Here is a 21643-nt window from a genome sequence, read left to right on the forward strand (position 1 = left end):
TACCCTCCCCACCCCAACCGCACCGCCAGCGACTCCTTCAGTATCCGCCGCCGAATGGCCTTGTTCGCCGCCTTCAAATCCTGCGGTGCCTCCGGCGAGGTCCACCACCACCCATCGTCACGCATCTGTTGTCCCGCTGCAACGAAGCGGTCGCAAATCTCGGCGAACAGGGTGTCGTCGATATCGAGGCTGAAGATCAGCCGCCCGGTCCCGACCCAGCTCAACGCCAAGCCGTGCGCCCGGAGATAATATTGCAGCATCCAGTGATAGGGCGAGGCGACCGAATAGAGGATGGTCCAGATCGTCTGGACATGCGCGACCGACAAGGGCAGCCCGGCCTCCGCCATCCGCGCATTGAACATCGCCGCGCGGGCGTTCCAGCGTTCGTCCAGCCCGTCATACAGCGCTGCCACCTCGGGTGTGTCGAGCCGCCGCAGGAAAGCGTTCATCGCCCCCATCACCATGGGGTGCGAATTGAAGGTCCCGCGCGCGAAGCAGATGTCGACCGGCCGATCCTCGCGCCAGCGCTTCATCAGATTGGCGGGACCACACAGCACGCCGACCGGCAGGCCACCGCCCAGCGTCTTGCCATAGGTGATGAGGTCGGGCTTCACCCCGAAATATTCCGGCATCCCGCCCTTCGCCAGGCGGAAGCCCATGAACACCTCGTCGAAGATCAGGACGATGCCATTGGCGCGGCAGGTCGCGGCCAGCCGATGCAGCCAGTCGCGATAGGCGACCAGATCCGCCCCCGCCTTGCGCCCGCCATCGACCAGCTGGCCGTCCGAGGGGGCCGAGCCATTGGGGTGCATCGCCTGGAGCGGATTGACCAGCACGCAGGCGATATCCTTGCGCGTCGCCAGCACCTTCAGCGTCCGCTCGGACATGTCGGCCAGCGTCAGCGTGCGGTCGGCGGGAACCGGGTTGCCGATGCCGGGCTGCACATCGCCCCACCAGCCATGATAGGCCCCCGCGAAGCGCACCAGACGCGGCCTGCGGGTGTGATAGCGCGCCAGCCGCACCGCCTGCATCACCGCCTCGGTGCCCGACATGTGGAAGGACACCTCGTCCATCCCCGACAATTCGGTCAGGCGGCGGACATTGTCGGCGACGACCGGGTGGAAGGACCCCAGCACCCCGCCCAGATCGGCGACCATCGCCGCCCCCTCGGCCATGGTCTGCTTGTAGAAGTCGTTGCCGAACAGGTTGACGCCGTAGGAACCGGTCAGGTCGATCAGCCGGTTGCCGTCCAGATCGACCAGGATCGGCCCCTCGGAGCGCTGATAGAAGGCGCCGGTGGCCAGCGTGGTGCGCACCTTCTCGCGAAACTGGAAGGGCACGCGATACGCGCCGGTGAATTGCAGGTCGGACAGGCCCGGGCGCGTCTCGCGGGTCAGCGCCAGAGTCTGTGCGAAACGCTCGGCGAACAGCGCGCCCAGCCGCTCGAACCCGGCGCGGCGCTGCGCAGCGACCGGATCCGGCGCATCGTCGACTTGGAAGAAGCGATCCTCGCCATAGCTGTAGAAGGGAATCTGCCCGGCGATCCGCTTGGCCATGCGGACATGGCCGCCCAGCCCCGGATGCTTGGCGCGCGACAGGGTCAGCCGCCGATGCCCTTTCGTCAGGGCGACGGCACCGGCGGAAGCGGCCAGCAGGCCAGTGAGAATCGGGTTCATGCGGCCTTTGACCGCGTGCCCATGACGGAGGCATGACAATGCGCGGACCCATCATGCGGTTCTTCCTGAACGAGGATATCAATTTCCTCGTCACCAACCGCCTGCCGCGCCGCTTCGCGACGAAACTGGTCGGGCGGCTTGCCCGGATCGAGCATCCGCTGATCGCCGGACCCAGCCTGGCGCTGTGGAAATTCTTCGCGGGCGTCGACCTGTCCGATGCGCGCACGACCCGGTTCAAGTCCCTGCGCGACGGATTCGTCCGTTCCTTGCGCGACGGCGCGCGTGCGTTCGACAGCGACCCCGATACCATCGCCTCGCCCTGCGACGCGATCGTGGGTGCGCATGGCCGCATCGAGGGCGACCGGCTCTATCAGGTGAAGGGCTTCCCCTACAGGTTGGGCGACCTGATCCCCGATCCCGAACTGGTCGAGCGTTTCCGCGACGGGTCCTTCCTGACCTTGCGGCTGACGGCGGGCATGTATCATCGTTTCCATGCGCCGACGGATATCGTGGTGGAGGGCGTGACCTATCTGTCGGGCGACTGCTGGAACGTGAACCCGATCGCGCTGAAGCGGGTCGAGCGCCTGTTCTGTCGCAACGAACGCGCGGTGATCGAGGCGCGCACCCTGGTGTCGGGACATCCGCTGCTGATCGTGCCGGTCGCCGCGATCCTGGTCGCGAGCATCCGCCTGCACTGCCTGGACACGGTCGCGACACTCCGTGACCATGGCCCCGGCCGCACCGCCTGTTCCGCCCGCCTCGGCAAGGGCGAGGAGATGGGCTGGTTCGAGCATGGCTCGACCATCATCCTGTTCCTGCCCAGGGGGATGAAACTGGCGGAGCCGCTGGTCGAGGGGGATGCGATCCGCGCCGGGACGATCGTCGGGCGGCTGTGACGAACGGGCTTTGCCTCATCCCCCGTTGAGAGGGATCAGAACTCCGACCAGTCGCCGTCATCGACCGCAACCGCGGCGGCGGCGGCACCGGACGTGCGGGCGACGCGCGGGGCGGCGGCGGTGATCCGGGGAGTCGCCTGCGCCACCCGGGCCTGGAGCTGGTGGACCGGCGAGTGATGGACCACCGGCGCGGGGGTCCGCGTGACCATGCCGCCGTCGATGAGGCGGAAGCGGGCCACCTCACGGGTCATGTTGCCGGTTTCCTCCGACAGGCTGCGCGCGGCGGCGGTCGCCTGTTCGACCATCGCGGCATTCTGCTGGGTGACCCCGTCCATCTCGGCGACGGCGGTGTTGACCTGCTGCAGGCCCGTCGCCTGCTGCGCCGCGGCCGAGGCGATGTCGGAGACGAGCGCGTTGATCTCGCCGATCCGGCCGGTGATGCGGGTCAGGGCATTGCCCGCCTGCGCGACCAGCTGCACCCCGGCATCGACCTGCTGGGTCGAGGCGGTGATCCGCTCCTTCACGTCCTTGGCCGCATCGGCCGAACGCTGCGCCAGCGCACGCACTTCGGAGGCGACCACCGCAAAGCCCTTGCCCGCATCCCCGGCGCGCGCGGCCTCGACACCGGCGTTCAGCGCCAGCAAATTGGTCTGGAAGGCGATGCCGTCGATCACCGCGATGATCTCGCTGATCTCGTGCGACGAGCGTTCGATACCGTGCATCGCCTCGACGGCCTTGCGCACCACATCGGTCGACTGGTCGGCATCGGTGCGGGTTTCGGTGACCGCCTGATTGGCGCGCTTGGCATTTTCCGCCGTTTCGCGAACCGTCTCGGTGATCTCGTGCATCGCCGCGGCGGTTTCCTCCAGGCTGGCCGCCTGCTGCTCGGTCCGGTGCGACAGGTCGTCCGACGCCTCGCGGATATCGGCGGCGCCGTTGGTGATCCCTTGCGCGCTGGCGTTCACCGCGGCCAGCGTGGCGGAGACCGAGTCCATCGCATGGTTGAAGTCCTGCTTCAGCTTTTCGAACGGGCCGGTCAGGTCCGCGTCGATCCGCCTGGTCAGGTCGCCCTGCGCCAGCGCGTCGAGGCCGCTGCCGATGCTGCTGACGATCAGGCTGGTCTGTTCGGCCTTGGCGCGCTCCGCCCCTGCGAGCTGGTCGCGGAACGCAACCATCGCCTCGGCCAGCTGGCCCACTTCGTCGCGGCGCGGTTCGACCTCCAGCCTGGTGTTCAGGTCACCCGCCGCCAGCTTCCGCATCGCGGCGGTCATCGCCGCCAGTGGATTGGCGATGCCCCGGATCAGGATCATCAGCAGATAGGCGGTCAGGGCGAGCACCAGCACCGAAATGGCGATCGAGGCGTTGCGCGACCAGATATAATCCTGATTCGCCTCTTTCATCTCCTTGTCCATCAGGCCGACCTGAATGTCGGTCATGACGGAGGCGTCCTTGTTCGCCGTATCGAAGATGCGCTTGCTCGCCCGAAAACTGGCCAGCGCCTCGGCATTCAGATTCTGGCGGCCGAGATCGACCGTCTTGCGTGACTGTTGCTCAAACTCGTTCCAATGGTCACGGAAGGTACGGAATTGTTCGATGGCCCGGGGCGACGACAGCGTCCGATCGAGAAAGGCTTCGCTTTTGGCGATCGTCTGCGACCGTTCCTGCAAATTCCGATAGGCGGCGTTGATCTGATCGGGTTCGGGCGAGAGCACGACTGTCGCCTCATAGATGCGGTAGTCGGACGTCGCCGTGTTGATCCGCGACATGGCGACCAGCTTGTCGCGCCGGACACGTCCCAGATTTTCCGCCACGCTGTTCAAATGCTGCTGGCTCATGATGGACAGCACCATCGTGACAACCAGGGCGGCGGCGAGGATGCCGAACGCCACGAACAATTTGCCGCTGATCTTCAGATTTTTCATCATGCACCACCCGGAATATGGGGCGGTTATGGCATCGACCTCTTAAGATCGCGTTTCATGTCTCGATTGTCATTTGACTTATAAAAAAGATCGTTGCGCAATCGTCATGATTGTTCATCTGCGGCACCGATGCTGCCCGCATCTCGCATGGTGACCCCGACTGGATTCGAACCAGTGGCCCTCAGATTAGGAATCTGATGCTCTATCCTGCTGAGCTACGGGGCCTCATGCAGGCCGGGTGATACAGGCGGCGCGTGACGTGGTCCAGAGGGGTTTGACGGCGCGACCGTCGGTCAGTTCGCCAGCTTGGGCGGCACGACCGGCAAGGGCAAGGGCGCGACCGGCACCCCGTCTTCGATCAGCGCCTTGGCCTCGGCCAGGCTGGCCTGACCATGGATCTGCGCCACGGGCGCGTCGCCCTCATGCATGGCCCGCGCCTTCTCGGCAAAGGCGCCGCCGACCCAGGTGGATGTCTCCAGCATCTTCGCCTGCGCCTGGGCGAGATGTTCGAGGGCGGCCTTCATGGCCTGCGGACTGGGCCGGTCAGGCTTGCTGTTGCCCTTGGCGGCGATCTGCGGCGCCATCACCGCCTTTTCGATGCTGCGGTCGCCGCACAGCGGGCATTCGACCAGCGCCTTGTCGCGCTGTTCGGCATAGGCGGTCGAGGAGGCGAACCACGCTTCGAACACATGGCCGCCCGAACAGCGCAGGTCGAAGACGATCACGCCTGCACCACCGGCGGAATGGTGCGGCGATGGCGGATCGCGGGCAGGCGTTCGCGCACCGATTCGACCTGCGCCGGATCGATCTCGGCAAAGCCCAGCCCCGCCGCCTCGCCCATGTCGAGCAGCACCTCGCCCCACGGACCCACGACCAGCGAATGGCCATAGGTGGCGCGGCCGTCCTGATGTTCGCCGGTCTGCGCGGCGGCGACCAGATGCACCCCCGCCTCGATCGCGCGGGCACGGAGCAGCACATGCCAGTGCGCCGCGCCGGTCGGCCGGGTAAAGGCCGCAGGCACCGACAGGATCGTCGCCCCCGCCCCGGTCAGCGCGGCGAACAGAGCCGGGAAACGCAGGTCGTAACAGATGGCCAGGCCCAGCCGACCGACCGGCGTATCGACCACGACCGCCTGCTCGCCCGGCGCATAGGACGCCGATTCGCGCCAGCTTTCGCCGCTGGGCAGGTCGACGTCGAACAGGTGCATCTTGTCATAGCGGGCGCGAATGTCGCCCCGGTCGTCGATGACATAGCCGCGATTGGCCAGCCGCCCGTCCGCTCCCCGCACCGCAAGCGAGCCGAGATGGACCCAAAGGCCATGCGCCGCCGCCGCCGCACGAACACGCGCCAGCAGGGGGTCAGCGTCCTCGGCGACCAGATGCGCGGCCGCCCGCACACGATCGCGGTCGATCAGCCCGGACATCTCCGGCGTGAACAGCATCGCCGCACCGCGCGCCGCCGCTTCCGCAATGGCACCTTCCAGAACCTGTGCATTGACGGCAGGATCGATCCCCGCCGTCATCTGCAACACCGCGATTTGGGTCATGCCGCCAGAAGCGGGTCGAGTCCTCCGCGCTTGTCGAGCGCCGCCAGATCGTCCGAACCGCCGATATGCTGGCCGTCGATAAAGACCTGCGGCACGGTGGTCCGTCCGTTCGCGCGCTCGATCATCTCGGCGCGCTGAGGGCCGCCCATGCTGATGTCATATTCCTGGGGCTCGACGCCCTTGGAGGCGAGCAGCGCCTTGGCCCGCGTGCAATAGGGGCAGAACGCCTTGGTGTAGATTTCGACCTTTGCCATGCCCTTCAGGTGTGGCGCGGGACGCCGCTTGTCAATCGCCCGCCCCTTCGATGACCCGCGCCCAGCACAGGATCGCCACCGACGACGCTCCCGCCGCCAGCAGCACGCGGACGCACGCCCCCGCCGTCGCGCCGGTGGTATAGACATCGTCGACCAGCACGACATGCCGCCCCTTCACCGCCGCCGGATCGGTGACGCGGAACGCCGCCGTCACCGCCGCGCGCCGCTGCTTCGGGGCCAGTCCGCGCAGCAGCGGCGTGGCGCGCACCCGCTGGAGGACCTGTCGCGCCATCGGCACGCCGCTGCGCCGGGCCACGCCTTCGCCGATCAGCACCGCCTGGTTGAAGCCGCGCCGCCACAAGCGCCATCGGTGAAGGGGCACGGGGACCAGCAACTCCGCCCCCGGCGGCATCCGCCGCGCCATCGGCCCCGCCATGGTCTCCGCCACGCCGATCCGCCCGCCATGCTTCAGCCGGATCGGCAGTTCGCGCGCGATCGGGCCATAGGCGACCGCCGCATGGACACCCGCATGGCGCGGCGGATCGGCCAGACATGCCCCGCATCGCCCCGTCAGCCCGCCCAGCGGCATTCCGCAACACGTACAGCCCTGCGTATCCAGGAACCGCAACTGCCCCCAGCACTGGCTGCAGAAGCGATGATCCGCCTCGACCGGCTCGGCACAGCCCGGGCAGCGCGGCGGCAAGGCCCATTGCGCCAGCGCCAGGAGCGGGGCGGCGAGCACGGCCCGGCCCCGCTCCATCGCAAATCGCCCGTGTTTCGATCGCGCCCCCATCAGCTTTGCCTTGTCCCCGATCGCGCGAGCGCGCACAAGCGCGCGGGTGAGCATGTCCACCATCTTCGACCGTCGCGCCCGCCGCCTGCGCCGCGACCGTGCCCAGCCCGATTTCGCCGAGCATGACTTCCTGCGCGCCGCGATGCTCGACGGCCTTGCGGAGCGGCTGGATGCCGTCACCCGGCCGTTCCACGACATATTGGACCTGGGCTGTTTCGACGGCGGCTTCCTGCCCCCGCCGGGGGCGCGGGTGGCGCGGCTGGACCCCGGTTTCGCCTTTGCCCGTGCCGCGCAGGGTGTGCAGGGCGACGAGGACCGCCTGCCCTTCGCCGATCGCAGCTTCGACCTGGTGGTGAGCGCAGGGGTGCTCGACCAGATTGACGACCTGCCCGGCGCGCTGGCGCTGATCCGCCGGGTGCTGCGCCCCGATGGCCTGTTCCTGGGCGCGTTCGTCGGCGGCGGATCACTGCCCCGCCTGCGTGCCGCGCTGCGCGTCGCCGAGGCGGAGCGGCCGGTCGCGCGACTCCATCCGCAGGTCGATGTGCGCTCGGCGGGTGACCTGCTGATGCGCGCGGGCTTCACCCTGCCGGTCGCGGATATCGAGACGCTGGCGGTGCGCTATCGCGATTTCGGGCGGCTGCTGGGCGATCTGCGCGGCATGGGGGCAAGCAACCTGCTGACCGAGCGGCGTCCGATCGGGCGCGAGGCGCTGGCGGCGGCGGCGGCGGCCTTTGCCGATATGGCCGATCCCGATGGGCGCGTGGCCGAACAGTTCAACCTGGTCTTCCTGACCGGCTGGGCGCCCGACCCGTCGCAGCCCGTGCCCGCCAGGCGCGGCAGCGCGACCGCATCGCTGGCCGAGGCGCTGAAGCCGAAGCCCGAAGCGGGCGAATGATCAACCGATGATCGCGCCGCGGTCCCCCGCCAGGATACGGCCCATCGCCTCGAACAGCTGATCCATCGCGACGGGCTTTACGATGACGTCGTCGGCCCCCGCGCTCAGGCAGCGCTCGCGCAGGTCGATGCCGCTGTCGGCGGTCACCACGATGATCGGCACCTCGCCCTTGTCATCGCCGCGCGCGCGGATGTGGCGGATGGCGGTGATGCCGTCCATGCCCGGCATGCGCAGGTCGATCAGGATCATGTGATAGTGATCGCGGTCGATCATCTCCAGGCCGAGTTCGGCATTCTCCGCCTCGGCCATGCTCGCGCCCGCGACATCCAGCATGTCGCGCACGACGCGGCGGTTCATCCGGTCGTCCTCGATGAACAGGACGTTCATCCCCGTCCCCTTCGCCCGTCCCACCGGATCGCATATGTCATCGCGGTCATGCTGGCGCCCTAACGATCATGCCGCTTGCGTTACAAGAGGTTGGGCAGCGGTTTGCGGTGAGGTGTTGAACATCTTCCGCATCAGCTCGGCCCCTGTGATCGGCTTGACGACCATCTCGACCAATCCTTCATCGAGGAACTCGTTCCCGTCCATCGATTCCGTTTCCGGCCATAACAGGCGCACGGGCATCGGGCGGTCGCTGGCGGTCACGATCCGGGCCAGTGCGGCGGCGACACCCTCATCGCGGATCGCGCTGTCGTCGATCAGCATCTGCGTGATGCCGCCATCGCTCAGCCGACACGCGGCCTCCCCGGCGGTCGCGGCGAAGACGACCTGGGCATGGGGCGCACACAACTGCGTCCACATGGCGCGGCGGATCGGATTGCGGTCGAGGATCAGGACCAGCGGGCGCTCGGGCCGGGCCGCAGGCTCGACCTCGGTCAGCGGCACGGTAAGCATGAAGCACGACCCCCGGCCCTGCTCGCTTTCCACCGTCACGTCGCCGCCCATGGCGCGGGCCAGACGCCGACAGATCGCCAGCCCCAGCCCGGTGCCGCCGAACTGGCGGGTGGTGCTGGCGTCGGCCTGGCGGAACGCCTCGAATATCTCCCCAAGCTTGTGCGGCGGGATACCGATGCCCGAGTCGGTGACGCTGATCGACACGCCGCCTGCATCCCGGCGCGCGACGAGCCGGACCTGCCCGGTGCTGGTGAATTTCAGGGCATTGGACAGAAGGTTGAACACGATCTGCCGGATACGCGCCGGGTCGCCCATCACCGTCGAGGGGCAATCGTCCAGATCGACCGCGAAGCCGATCGCCTTGGCCGCCGCCTGCCCCTCGAACAGGCGAGAGGCGTCGCGGATCGTCATGGCCAGATCGAAGGGCGTATGTTCCAGCGTCAGCTTGCCATGTTCGATCTTGGCGACGTCGAGCAGATCGTCGACCAGCGCACGCATGGTCAGCCCGGCGCCGTGCATCACCTCCACCCGTTCGCGCTGCTCGCTGGCCAGCGCCGCATCGGCCAGCATCACCTGGGTCATGCCCAATATGCCGTTCAGGGGGGTACGGATCTCGTGGCTGGTCGTCGCCAGGAACTCGGTCTTCACCGCCAGCGCCTTTTGCAGCTGGTCGTTGGTCACGGCCAGCTCGCCATGCGCCGCGCGGATGCGGTTGCGGCTGCGGCCCAGCGTCACCAGCCAGATGCCGAGCAGCGCCAGCACCACGATGATGCCGGCGACCGAGCCGATCAGGATGAACCGCTCGGTCCGCAACTGCGCCCGCTCGAAGGCGATGTTGCGCTGCAGGTCCGCCGCCTTCATCCGCGCGATGCGCAGTTCCTGATTGGCGAAGTCGAACCGCGCGCCCATCAAAGCGAGGTTGGTCGAGGTCGCGAGTCGCGTCGATTCGTCGTCGATCCGCTTCAGCGCCTGCAAATGGCGCAGCGCATCGGCGGTCCGCCCGACCGCCTGATAGATGCGATAGGCGCTCTCATGCGCGTCGCGCTGCAGCACGGTGGTCTGCGCCAGATCGACCCCGGCAAAACTCTGGTCGATCAGACGGGCGGCATCGTCCAGCCGCCCGCGCTGGAACGCCGCCTGCGCTGCAATACTTCGCAGCGCACGCACATCCTCGGCGCTGGCCTGCGGGTCGAGGCGCGCGACCTCCGCGATGGTGGCCTCCGCCTGGGCGACCTTGCCGATCTCCAACTGCGCCCGCGCGACATTTCGGCCGATGACCGCCTGAAGAGCCGGGCTCTTCATCTTCCGCGCCAGCCGCATCGCCTCATAACGCTGGGCCAGCGCATCCGCCGGACGTGACAGCTCGCTCAGCGTCAGCGAGCGGTTGTTGAGGATGGCCAGTCGAAAGGCATCGTCGCCGCGATAGTTGTTGCTGGCCTGTTCGAGGTAGCGCAACGCCGAGGTGAAGTCCTTGGCGTCGTTGTACAGGTCGGCGATCTGGATCAACGCCTTGGCCTGTCCCTTGGGGTCGTTCAGTCGCTCGAACACCCGATGTGCCAATTGATAGGCCTTCAGCCCCTCGGCGATCCGACCGTCCGAACGGGCCAGCCCCCCTTGCGCCAACAGGATATTGCCCATCAGGTCGGAGTTCGGGGCCAGCGTCCTTGCAATCTGCATCGCGGCCGCGATCGCCTGTTCCGCCTCGCCGTCACGCCCCAGGCGAACGGCGCTTTCGCCGCGCAGCCAGTCGGCGGTCGCAAGCGCCAGGGTACGCTGGCGCGGATCGGACATGATCGCAGCAGCCCGGCGCGCCGCCTCCGCGTTCCGAAGGGCGAGTGCCGGATCGCGCAGCATCTCGGCTTTCGCCTGGTCGATTGCTCTTGCATAAAGGGGCGGCAGGGCGGGTGCGATCTCCGCCCCACGGGCTTCCATGCCCGTCAGCAATATCGCCAGTGCGACCAGCGCCAACCTAACCGCGCGCACGGGTCACCAACCGGGCCAGCGAAGTCGGCCGGGCGAGTTCGGTCATGGCCTGATACGCCTGTTCGTCCAGGAACTGGATCAGCGCCTCCAGCCCGATCGGACGACTGATCAGGTATCCCTGGATCATGTCGCATCCCATGACGCTGAGCAGCGCCAGTGTCGCGGGCGTCTCCACCCCCTCGGCGACCACTTCCATCTCCAGCGCATGGGCCAGATCGATCGTCGATCGCACGATCAGGGGGTCACGATTGCTGCTGGTCAGTTGCGTGATGAACAGCTTGTCGATCTTCAGTTCGCAAGCCGGAAGCTGCTTCAGATAGGACAGCGAGGAAAGCCCCGCGCCGTAATCGTCGATGGCCACCGCGATGCCCATGTCGACAAAGGCCTGGAGATTGGCCATCGCGCTGTCGGGATCGCGGATGACCGAGGTCTCGGTGATCTCGAACCCGATGCACGCGCCGCTGTCGATGACCAGCGCACAGGCCTCGCGCACGAAATGTGGGTCGCCCAGCAACATGCCCGAGATGTTGATGAAGATGCGAAGCGGATGGCCCGCCGCCGCCAGGCGACGCTGGTCGGCGATGACGTGACGCAGAATCCACAGGGTCAGCGGGCCGATGATCCGCGATTCCTCGGCGACCGGGATGAATTCGACCGGGCTGATCAGGCCATGGCTGGGGTGTCGCCAGCGCAGTAGCGCCTCGATGCTCGCGACCCGCTGCTGGCGGACATGCACCTTGGGCTGATACTCGACGAACAGGCCATCCCCGGCAATGGCACTCGTCAGTTCATGCGCCAGCGCGATACGGTCGAGCCGACCCGTCGGGATCGCCATTTCGCGCACGATCATGCGCCCCTCGACCTGCGCCTCGGCCAGCGCCTGCTCAGCTTCTTCGAGCAGGCGGATATCGTCGTCATGCGGTACGGCGGCCACGGCGGCGCCCAGCACGACTTCGATGCGACATTCGCCATCGGGCAGCGCGAAGGGATGCCCCAGCACTTCAGAGAGGGTCACCAGATGCGAATCCAGCGACTCGCGAGTCGCCGCACGGACCATGACCTCGACCTGGGCGGGGGCAGTCGGCCGGGCGATGGTGTCGGGGATGCACCGGACCACCCGCTCGGCGATCGCCTCGACCAGCGTGGCGCTCAATGCGCGGCCAAGCCGGCGGCGCAGCAGCGTGAAGTTCCCGATGCCGACCAGCGCCAGCGATTGCCATTGGGGTTCGGCCTGCGTGGCAGCAGCCACCATGGTGGACGGGGACGCGTCGGGCGCGGCGGACGAAGGGCCGTTCTTCACGCCCGCGACACTAGGGTCGGGGATTAAACAAGGCGTTAACCCCGTTAGCGCCGCCAAACCAAGCATTTGCCCGTTCGCCGCTTCCCCATTGCACAATGGTTAATGTCGAATTAACCATATCATGGCACTCAAAAGGGTGCTTTCGAGGGAGAAAACCCATGCTGAAGTTCATTCTGGCGCTGATCCATGGTGAATCGATCCGCCCCTGGTAATCCAAGTTAAGTCATGGGGCGATCGCAGCGAACTTAAACGCCTCAGTCGCCCCGTGATTTCTAATTAACCCAAGTAACGATCGCATCCGTTACCGGATCAGATCGTCTGCCAGCCGCAGCATGAAGGCGGCACCGCGTTCCATCTGTTGCACTTCGATATATTCGTCCGGCTGATGCGCTTGCGCGATCGAGCCCGGCCCGCAGATCACGGTCGAGAATCCCGCCCCCTGAAACTGCCCGGCCTCCGCCGCATAGGGCACCGCCCGTGCCGGGCCGTTATCCCCCGCCCAGCGCCGCGCCAGTTGCTCCGCCACGCCATTCGCCTCGGGCGCGAAGGAGGGCGTGCGCGACCGACGCTCGACCCGCACCCCGGCCTCGGGGAAACGGGCGCGCAGTTCCGCATCCGCCGCCTCGCAGGCCGCGAAGAAGGGCGCCAGGATCGCTTCCGGCTCCTGCCCCGGCAGGGTGCGCAGGTCGAAGGCGAAGCGGCATTCCCGCGCCAGGATATTGACCGCGGTGCCGCCGTTCATCTGCCCGATGGTCAGCGTGGCGTGATGCGGGCAGAAGGGGCCATGCGGATCGCCCTCCTCCGCCAGCCGGTCGGCCAGATCCGCCAGTTGCTGCATCAGTCGCACCGCCACCATGTTGGCCGAGGCCCCCAGATGGATCAGACTGGAATGCGCCTCATGCCCGGTCACCGTGACGTTCCAGGTCGCGATCCCCTTATGCCCGCTGACCACCACCATCTCGGTCGGCTCGCCCACCACCACGGCGGCGGGGGACGGCAGTTCTCGCGCGATCTCGGCGATCATCGATGGCGCGCCCAGGCAGCCCACCTCCTCATCGTAGGAAATCGCCAGGTGCAGCGGCCGCGTCATGGCCCCCCGCGCGACATGCGGGGCCAGTGCCAGCGACAGCGCCAGGAACCCCTTCATGTCGCAGGTGCCCCGCCCCAGCAGCCGGTCCCCGCGCCGGGTCAGCCGCCAAGGGTCGCTGGTCCAGGGCTGGCCGTCGACCGGCACCACGTCGCTATGCCCCGACAGGACGACGCCGCCCGGCTCCATCGGTCCGACCGTGGCGTAGAGATTGGCCTTGCGGCCATCGGCATTGAACACCCGCCGCCCGGTCACGCCGATCCCATCCAGATGCCGCTCGACATATTCGATCAGCGCCAGGTTCGATTCGCGCGACGTGGTGTCGATCGCGATCAGGTCGGCCAGGATGGCGGTGGCTTGGGCGGAAAGCTGGTCGGGGGTCATCCGGGCATCCTGCCGGATGTTTCATTTTGATGAAACCCCGGTGGGACGGGCATCTTCCTGCCCTGCATGGGGAGGTGACAGGGCGAAGCCGTGACGGAGGGGTGTCACCCTCTCGATAGCGGGACACCCCTCCACCATGCTGCGCATGGTTTCCGTCCCCTTGCAGGGGAGGAATTTTTCACCTCAGAAATCCCGCGAATAGCGCAAGGACGCCGCCGATCCGCCGAACGAGCCGGTCTGGGTCAGCAGGCTGAGCGTGCGGGTCAGCGCGATCTGCAGCTGGGTGGCGGTGAAGCCGCGCGCATCGGTGACGATCTCCACATAGATATTGTCGGTGATGTACTTGCCCGCCGCCAGGCTGGTGCCCCGGCCGGTGGCTTCGTCGGCGCCCAGCACGCGCAGCCGGTCGAACCCGGTCGCCGAACGCAGCTTGCCCAGCGGGTTAAGCCCGCCGCCGCCCGAGCCACGCAGCGAGTTGAGCGCGGCGGCCAGCTGGATCGCCTCGGTCGCGGAGAGGTTTTCGGGGTTGGTCCCGAACAGCAACCGGCTGAGCACCTCGTCCTGCGGCAGGGTCGGCGTCGAGGTGAAGCTGATCTGCGGACGCTGGCCGGTGCCGGTGACGTTGATGACCGCGGTGATGCCGTCCGTCGTCGTCGTCGCCTGGATGTTGATGTCCGGATCGGTCAGCGCGCCGCCCCGGAAGCGGATCGTGCCCCGATTCACCTCGAACCGCTTGCCGGCGAAACTGTATGTGCCGCGCACCAGGTCGAGCCCGCCATTGATCGTCGGTGCCGCACTGGTCCCGCCGATGCGCAGGTCCATCTCCCATTCGGACTCCAGCCCCATGCCGGAGACGAACAGCTGGTTGTCCGCGCGCACCCGCAGGTCGAGGCGGAACAGCCCCGGCGGCGGCGTGGGCGCGGGCCGGTCGGTCGGACGCGGCGTCCGAATCTCGCTGCGACGGCGCACGCCGGTCAGCTCGGGGACCTCGGCCTGGCCCTGGCGGATGATCTGATAGCGTGCGTTGGGCACGGTCAGGTTGCCCTGGATCAGCCCGCCGTCGCGGCCATAGGTCAGGCGGATCGTGCCGCTGGTCGTCGCGGCCAGCGCATCGCTGTCGGCCAGCCGGGCATTGTTCAGCTGCGCACGGATATCGACGGGATAGCCGCTGTCCGCCGCCAGCCCGATCGAACCCTGTGCCTGGATCGTCCCCTCGCCCGCCTTGGCCTGAAGCCGCGTGATCTCCAGGCGGTCATTGTTGAAGCGGGCCGCCAGCTGCATGGCGGTCAGGCGGGTTCCGTATGTCTCATTGTCATAGGTCAGGTTGTCGGCGCGGATCAGGCCGTTCAGCTGCGGTGCGGAGACGCGCCCGCCGAAATCGGCGGCGAGGGCGATCGGACCGTTCAACTGCTGGTTGGGAAGCGCCGCGAAGGAGAACAGCACCGCCGAAGGGCCGTTATAGCGGATGCCACCCGAAAGCGGCGCCTGCATCAGCCGGTTGACCCAGCCGCCATTGCCCGGTGGCAGCGGACGCAGGTTGGCGACCATGCGGCCAACCACCGTCTGCCCGCGCCGGATCAGCGCGCGCGCCTCGCCGCCATCGGGGACCAGACGGCCCGCGAACACGATGTCCACCGTCTCCGACACCGCCGCCAGACCCGTGCGCCGGAAATTGGCGACGGTCAGCCGTGCCTCGGCCGCCGGGAAGCTGGCGTCGCGTGCCTGGGCGAAGTCCAGCGCACCGCTCGCCTCGCCCGAGATACCCAGATTGGGGACAAAGGCGTCGAGGATTGACAGCTGCAGCTTGTCCAGCCGCGTCTGCACCTTCAGGCCGTTGCCATAGGAACCCGCGACCAGCACCGACCCGCGGCCGAAATCGATCCGGGTCGGCGTCACCTGCCACTCACCCTTCACATTCTGGATGCGCGCCGGGTTGGCGGTACGGAAGGCGATGCCGTTTGCCTGCCCCTTGGCTGCGACCAGATAATTGTTCGGCGCCAGCTGCGCATTGAGCGCGATGTTGAACGGGATACTCGACGATCCGGTCAGCACCGCCTGTGCGGTGCCGCGCCCGCCGGTGTAGCTGACCTTCGCCCGCGCCGACTGGATGACCACCTCGCCATAGCGGGTGTCGGCCAGCTGCGCGTCGGCGACGATCTGCGGCGCATTCGGCAGCATGACCACGCTGGCGTTGACGATGGCGCGACCGATGGTGAAGTCGACCATGCCGGGCACACGGGCATTATAGGCCCGCGCGGCGATATCGGCGCGCTGGTTGCCGCCCTGGTCGGCCAGCTGGACGCGGCCGTTGATACCCTGCCCCGCGAATTGCAGCGCGCCCGCGAACGGCCCCGCCGCCGTCTGGACGACACGACCGCTGGCATTGATCCCGGCAAAGACCAGACTGCGCACGTCGATCGCCAGCTGCCGACCGGTGCTGACCAGCACATTGGCAGTGAACGGACCGTAATTGGTGTCGCCGCTGGCACCCACGGCATAGGCGCCATTCTGTCCCACGATCCGCGCCTGGAGATTGGCGAGGCCGACTCCGACGCCCGGCTTGGCGGCACGCAGCACGATCACCGGATTGGTCTGCGATCCCGTCACCCGTGCGGTGATCGGGCCATATTGGTTGGAATAGGCATCCGCCTCGACCGCCAGCGCGCCGTTGGCGGGATTGAAGCGCCCGCTGCCGCGCGTCACGCGGAACTGCGGGGCCGCCAGACGCAGGCCGCTGAACGTCACGATACCCTGCGGGCTGTACTCGACATCGGCGCGGATGGTCGCATTGCCGCCCAGGAAGTTGCGCGTGCCCTCGTTGAAGATCTGCGAGGTGCGGGCCACCACCCGGCCCTTCATCCCGAAGCCGCCCGGCGTCGCCACCAGATTGGCATCGGTGGTCAGGTTGATGATGCCGATGCTCTCGACCCGGTAATTGTTCACCCGGCCCTTCAACGCACCGGTATAGCGCCCGGTGTTCAGGTTCGCGACGACCACCGCGGTCGCATCGATATTGTCCGACCGGATGCGCAGATTGTCCGACAGGATATTGGGCATCGCGATCGCGAAGTCGCCCTGGATCGCGACATTGTTGGTCAGCCCGCCGACGGCGGCGTTGAGCCCTGCGATCCGCTTCGCCCGCGCCTTGACCGGCACCAGGATGCGGTCGGCATTCACCTTGGCCAGCCCCTCTGCATAGAGGTTCTGGACCGAGGTTTCGCCGAAGCCGAGCGCGGCGGCGCGCAGCTTATAGTCGACCGTCGGCGTCGCGAATGCCCCGTTCAGCACCACGCGCGCCAGCACGTCGCGGCCCGTCAGATTGGGCGCGATGGCACCAGGCGTCAGCAGCTTGGCATCGACCGCGAAATTGCCGAACTGGCTGTTCGCCATATCGAGAATGCCGCCTGCATCGACCAGCAGGGCCGAGGAGCGCAGCTTCATGCGGGTGTCCGCGCGCCGCTCGTTCAACGTGGTGTCGATCGCGACCTGAAGCGCAGGCGCGGTCAGCCGTTCGACCGGGCCTTCCAGATACAGGCCGGGGCGGGTCACGCCGCGAACCTCGATATGACCATCGCGCGCCGTGGCGTTCAGATTGGCAAGCTCGCCGCCGCCCAACGTCGCGATGGCACGGCCGGTCCACGCCTTCCACCCGCCGCGTCCGTCGACGGTCAGGGTCAGCGGCGCCTTCAGCCCCGCCATCGACGCGACGACGCCCCCGGTCGGCGCGGTCAGCTTGATGTCCACCGCCAGCCGGTCGGCATCGGGCACCGCGTCGAGGACCAGTCGGAGCCGGTCGCCACCCGCGATGCCGGGTCCGCGCAGCGCGTCCGCACTGGCCGTGACCTGCGCACGGCGGTCGGCAATGTGTACCTTGCCGTCGATCGCCAGGATGTGGCGCTGCCCCGTCACCGGCGCGCCGATCACGAAGCGCTTGATGGCCAGGCGATTCACATCGATGTCGAGGTCGGGCAGCAGCGGTGCATTGGGGTCGCTGGGCGTCGGCTTCAGCTCGGGCTTACGCGCCAGCGTGACGAGGTCGGCGGTCAGCGAGCGGACATCGACATGATTCTTGGTATAGGCGAAGGGCCGCCAGTCGACGTCAAGCCGCGGGCTCGACAGGAACACGCCCCTGGTATCGCTGACCCGCAGGTCGACCAGGTTCATGCGGCCGTAGAGCGACCCTTCGATCCGCCCGACCTTGATGTTCAGGCCCGAGGCGGTGGTGTAGCCGCCCAGCTGGTCCGCGACGAAGCGGCGTCCCGGATCGGTGTTGATCCCCAGCAGCACCGCCCCGACCAACAGGATCAGGCCCAGGATCGTGATGCCGATCCACTTGAGCACGCGCTGCCACAAGGGGCGACGGACGATAACGGTTTCGTTTTCCGGCGCGGCGGCCATGGTCTGTTCGTCCGCCATCAGAAGGCCTGCCCGATCGAGATGTACAGGGCGACCTTGCCGTCACCCGGACGCGGGTTCAGCGGCGTCGCCACATCGACGCGCAGCGGCCCGAAATTGGTGTAGAAGCGCCCGCCGATGCCCGCGCCGAAGCGCAGGTCCTTGCCCGTGGGCAACGTGCTTTCGTAACTGTTGCCCGCATCGACGAACGGCACGATGCCGAAATTGCCGAAGCGATAGCGCGCCTCCAGCGCAAACTCGTTCAGGCTGCGTCCGCCGATCGGATTGCCCTGCGGATCGAGCGGCCCCAGACGCTGGAACCCGTAACCGCGCACCGATCCGCCGCCGCCGCCATAATAGCGCCGCGACGGGGCCAGGTCGTCGCGGTCGATCCCGAAGATCGCGCCCGCGCGCGCACGGCCCGCGATCACCAGGCTGTCGTTGAAGGGATAATAGAAAGTCCCCTCGACCATGGTCCGGGCATAGGGCCGCACCGCGCCGCGCACCGAGGTCTCGGGGCTGAGGTTCAGTTTCAGGCGATAGCCGCGCGTCGGGTTGAGCAGGTCGTTGGACTGGTCGAACACCACCTGCCCCGGGATCGCCGCAATACCGAAGGTCGCGCGCCGCCGGTCGCCGCGGCTGAAATCATAGACGCTTTCGTTGGTGCCGGTCAGCTCGCCGCCGAACGCATAGGTGAATTTCTTCTGCCAGATCGGCGTCGAGTCATAGCTCCAGCGGAAGGCGACCGTGCCAATGAACGCGTCGAAGGCGTCGTAATTCTGGTGGCTGGCCGAGGCGATGACCTGGAACGTCCGGTCGCGCCGCCCGGCGTTCGAGCGGCGGAAGGTGCCGCTCAGCCCCTGTTCCTGCGTGCCTGCGATGACCGAGGCGATCAGCGCGCCTTCGGGCTTGAAGGCGTTTCGGTTGGTGAAGCTGCCCTGCAACCGCACGCCCTGGCCGGTCGAATAGCCGCCCTCGCCCGACAGGGTGCGGCTCGGCCCCTTGGTCTGGGTGACCTGAAGGTCGATCTGCTCGGTGCCGTCGGGGTTCATGCGGCCTGTCCGCTTCGGTTCCACGGCGATGCCGTTGAACAGGCCGGTGGCGACCAGCGCATTGCGCAGATCGTCGGTCAGCCGCGAATCGTACAGCTGCCCCTCGTCGAAGCGCGGGAAGACGTTCAGGTGGTTCAGGTCGAAGACCGTATCGCCCACCGTGGTCAGCTTGCCGAAGGACGAACGTGGCCCGGTATCGACCGGCAGGGTATAGGCGCCGACCGGCTCCGGTCCCTGATCCTCCAGCAGGATATCGCGCTGCCCTACCTTGACGAAGGGATAGCCGCGCTGGGGCAGGACCAGGCTGACATTGGCCTCCGCCCCCTCGATCCGCGCCGCCTCGATCGCGTCGCCGACCTTCAGCGGCAGATTGGAACGAACCAGGTCGGTCGGCACGGTGGGTTGTGCGTTCACCGTGATCGAGGACAGGCGATAGAGCCGGCCCGGCGTGGCGGTCAGCACGACCTTCAGACGCCCGGCCTCGCCGTCCTCCGTCCCTTCGCGCTGGAGGGTCGATACGGCGGTGGCATCGTAATAGCCCAGCGACTTCATCAGCCGGATGGCAAGCTGTTCGTCCTCGCGCGCCCGCGCCGACACCTGGGTCGCGTTGGCCGCCTTGCCCTTGCCCTCGCGCAGCGCCGACAGCCCCTTGAACTCGTCGTCCAGCTTCAGCTCGGCGAGCCCGCGCACCTCCATGTCATAGCGGATATCGGGTGCGCGCTGGCCCTTGGCATCGGCGGCCGTATCGAGCGGGGTCGAACTGAAGCTGCTCAGCGGGGTCAGCGGCTGGGCGAGCTGCGGATCTTCCGGTGCGATCGCGCCGATCGTCTCGCCGGTGGCGAGTGGCTGCGCCGTCTGGGCGTTGGGCAAGGGGGGCGCAGTCTGCGGAAGCGGAATGGCCTGTGCCGCGGGCTGGTCCTTCGCCATGGACGACATCGGCTCCAACGGCGCGTTGATGTCGCCGCTGAGCGGCGGCAGCGCAGCATCGAACTGCGCATCGGGTACGATCGGAGCATTGCCCTGCGGGTCGGTGCTGCCGTCGCGCTGGTCCTGCGGCAGGCTGGGTCCCTGCGCGGGCGCGGTGCCGGGCTTGGCCAGCTGCGCCGATACCGGGGAGGAAAAAAAGGTGGGAGCGATCAGCGCGAACGCAAGCCAAGTATGTCTGCCGTTCCGTTCCGCCACGCCGTCAAAAGCCCCTTTCCGACAGGGCTCTTCCGCAATTCGGAATGATCCCCCACCGCACCATAACGCCGACAGAAGACGCGAAGTTCCCTCGCATGGTTAGCGCGCGGCAGGCGCGCAGCCGACCAGGCCGCCGACCGGCACCACGATTTCATCCTGATTTCCGCGCGTTAGCCGGATACTAGCGTCGGAAACAATGGCGCCGTCCTGCAACGTCTCGCGCTGGGTAATCGTCATGTCGAGCGTCGCGGTGACGCCCGCCCCGGCATAACGGGTCGTGCTCGCCAGCCCCAGCGTACCCCCGCCCCCGGCCTCGGCGGCGGCGAGGTCGGTCGGCTTGCCGTCGAGCATGATGCGCAGTCGGCCCGGCTCGACCATCGCGACGAAACGCTGGTCCTGCACCGCCCAGAGATAGGCCGCGCAGCCGCGCTCGGGCAAAGCCTGTTTGGGCAGCGCGCCCAGCACCGGGGGCGCGGGCACCGGTTCGGTCGGGGCGGCCTGTGCCAAAGCGAGGATCGACAATAGCATCATGCCGCCATTCCTATCATCAACAGCCAGGCCGGGTAAGCCGCCAGCGCGAGCAGCAATCCCAACGGCACCATGTCCTGTCCGCTCGCCCGCTGCCCCAGCAGATGCCGCACAGTGACGAAGCCCAGCCCGATGACGCACGCCGCCAGCAACACGCCCGGTAGCATCCGCCAGCCGAGCCACAGCCCGATCGCGCCCAGCAGCTTGGGATCGCCGCCCCCCATCCCCTCGCGCCCACGCCAGCGGCGATAGCCCGCGGCAATGGCCCATAGCCCGACGAAGCCGACCAGACCGCCGACGATCCGCTCGTCCGGCGACGGCGCATGGCCGAGCAGCCCGGTCAGCACCCCCGCCCCCGCGGCCCATGCGGTCAACCGATCGGGCAACCAGAAGGCCAGCGCGTCGAGCGCCCCCAATGCCAACAGCGTCCATCCGAACAACGCCCCCGTCCAACCGTCCGCCCCAGCGACCCAGCCCGCCGACACGCCGATCAGCGCGGCGATGGCTTCGATGCGCCAATGCACCGGATCGATCGCCTTGCGGCACCGCACACAGCGGCCCCGCAGCAGGACGAAGCTGACGACCGGCACCAGCTCCCACGCGCGCAACGTCTTGCCGCAATGGTCGCAGGCCGACCTACCCGCCAGCACCGAACGATCGTCCAGCCAGCGGAGCACCAGCGCCGCGACGAACGACCCGATGATCGCCCCCGCCACGCCATAGATCGCGGCCCATATCGCCGATGCCGCCCCGAACGTCATGCCGATCCCTTAATCATCACCCCTCCCCCTCAGGGGAGGGGATGGGGGTGGGGCGCTTCCGCGAACGCAACGCCCGTAGAGAGGCCCCACCC

Annotated in this window: 16 protein-coding genes and 1 tRNA gene; 2 read left to right on the plus strand and 15 right to left on the minus strand. The window is 67.8% G+C overall.

Translation table 11 applies throughout. The features are described 5' to 3' along the window. Window positions 1–1676 (minus strand): aminotransferase class III-fold pyridoxal phosphate-dependent enzyme (locus BSZ14_RS16290; protein ID WP_076711731.1); only part of this gene is annotated, 1676 nt, incomplete at its 3' end. Window positions 1677–1714: 38 nt separating this feature from the next. Here BSZ14_RS16290 and asd point away from each other — a divergent pair. Next, entirely contained in the window at window positions 1715–2572 is an 858-nt protein-coding gene (gene asd / locus BSZ14_RS16295) for an archaetidylserine decarboxylase (protein WP_241823799.1), read from the plus strand. Window positions 2573–2607: 35 nt separating this feature from the next. Here asd and BSZ14_RS16300 read toward each other — a convergent pair whose 3' ends face one another. The 6 genes from BSZ14_RS16300 to BSZ14_RS16325 form a co-directional block, all read right to left on the minus strand. Further along, window positions 2608–4497, minus strand: a complete 1890-nt coding sequence (locus tag BSZ14_RS16300; RefSeq protein WP_338012099.1) for a methyl-accepting chemotaxis protein — start codon at window positions 4495–4497, stop codon at window positions 2608–2610. 145 nt (window positions 4498–4642) lie between these two features. Beyond that, window positions 4643–4719 (minus strand) — tRNA-Arg (locus BSZ14_RS16305). A 68-nt stretch (window positions 4720–4787) separates the two neighbouring features. Continuing rightward, entirely contained in the window at window positions 4788–5219 is a 432-nt protein-coding gene (locus tag BSZ14_RS16310; RefSeq protein WP_042486173.1) for a DUF1178 family protein, read from the minus strand. Further along, the gene (locus BSZ14_RS16315) at window positions 5216–6040 is read right to left on the minus strand and encodes a carbon-nitrogen hydrolase family protein (protein WP_076711733.1); all 825 of its coding nucleotides are present in this window, start codon (window positions 6038–6040) and stop codon (window positions 5216–5218) included. The genes BSZ14_RS16310 and BSZ14_RS16315 overlap by 4 nt, the downstream gene beginning before the upstream one ends. Next, window positions 6037–6294, minus strand: coding sequence for a glutaredoxin 3 (grxC, locus tag BSZ14_RS16320; RefSeq protein ID WP_076711734.1), 258 nt, complete (start codon window positions 6292–6294; stop codon window positions 6037–6039). Before grxC ends, BSZ14_RS16315 begins: the two co-directional genes overlap by 4 nt. Before the next feature lie 31 nt (window positions 6295–6325). Next, window positions 6326–7054 carry a ComF family protein gene (locus BSZ14_RS16325; protein WP_076711735.1) on the minus strand — a complete coding sequence of 243 codons (729 nt, stop codon included), beginning with the start codon at window positions 7052–7054 and terminating at the stop codon, window positions 6326–6328. An 85-nt stretch (window positions 7055–7139) separates the two neighbouring features. Between BSZ14_RS16325 and BSZ14_RS16330 the strand changes: the two genes are divergently transcribed. Next, entirely contained in the window at window positions 7140–7982 is an 843-nt protein-coding gene (locus tag BSZ14_RS16330; protein ID WP_198930542.1) for a class I SAM-dependent methyltransferase, read from the plus strand. On the opposite strand, the gene BSZ14_RS16335 is transcribed toward BSZ14_RS16330, so the two are convergent. From BSZ14_RS16335 to BSZ14_RS16375, 8 genes are all read right to left on the minus strand, one after another. After that, window positions 7983–8369, minus strand: coding sequence for a response regulator (locus BSZ14_RS16335; protein ID WP_076711736.1), 387 nt, complete (start codon window positions 8367–8369; stop codon window positions 7983–7985). Between the two features lie 66 nt (window positions 8370–8435). Then, the gene (locus BSZ14_RS16340; protein ID WP_139330498.1) at window positions 8436–10862 is read right to left on the minus strand and encodes an ATP-binding protein; all 2427 of its coding nucleotides are present in this window, start codon (window positions 10860–10862) and stop codon (window positions 8436–8438) included. Beyond that, window positions 10849–12162 (minus strand): EAL domain-containing protein, encoded by a 1314-nt coding sequence (locus BSZ14_RS16350; protein ID WP_241823800.1) that lies wholly within the window; start codon window positions 12160–12162, stop codon window positions 10849–10851. Before BSZ14_RS16350 ends, BSZ14_RS16340 begins: the two co-directional genes overlap by 14 nt. A 301-nt stretch (window positions 12163–12463) precedes the next feature. Continuing rightward, on the minus strand, window positions 12464–13633 hold the full coding sequence (gene argE / locus BSZ14_RS16355; RefSeq protein ID WP_076711738.1) for an acetylornithine deacetylase: 1170 nt from the start codon (window positions 13631–13633) through the stop codon (window positions 12464–12466). Window positions 13634–13816: 183 nt separating this feature from the next. After that, window positions 13817–18049 (minus strand): translocation/assembly module TamB domain-containing protein, encoded by a 4233-nt coding sequence (locus BSZ14_RS16360; RefSeq protein ID WP_076711739.1) that lies wholly within the window; start codon window positions 18047–18049, stop codon window positions 13817–13819. Next, the gene (locus BSZ14_RS16365; protein ID WP_076711740.1) at window positions 18049–20262 is read right to left on the minus strand and encodes a BamA/TamA family outer membrane protein; all 2214 of its coding nucleotides are present in this window, start codon (window positions 20260–20262) and stop codon (window positions 18049–18051) included. The genes BSZ14_RS16360 and BSZ14_RS16365 overlap by 1 nt, the downstream gene beginning before the upstream one ends. A 99-nt stretch (window positions 20263–20361) precedes the next feature. Beyond that, window positions 20362–20793, minus strand: coding sequence for a hypothetical protein (locus tag BSZ14_RS16370; protein ID WP_076711741.1), 432 nt, complete (start codon window positions 20791–20793; stop codon window positions 20362–20364). Next, entirely contained in the window at window positions 20790–21551 is a 762-nt protein-coding gene (locus tag BSZ14_RS16375; RefSeq protein ID WP_076711742.1) for a prepilin peptidase, read from the minus strand. Before BSZ14_RS16375 ends, BSZ14_RS16370 begins: the two co-directional genes overlap by 4 nt. Window positions 21552–21643 lie beyond the last annotated feature (92 nt).

The sequence above is a fragment of the Sphingomonas sp. Sph1(2015) genome, from assembly GCF_001970915.1.
Taxonomy (GTDB): Bacteria; Pseudomonadota; Alphaproteobacteria; order Sphingomonadales; family Sphingomonadaceae; genus Sphingomonas; species Sphingomonas parapaucimobilis.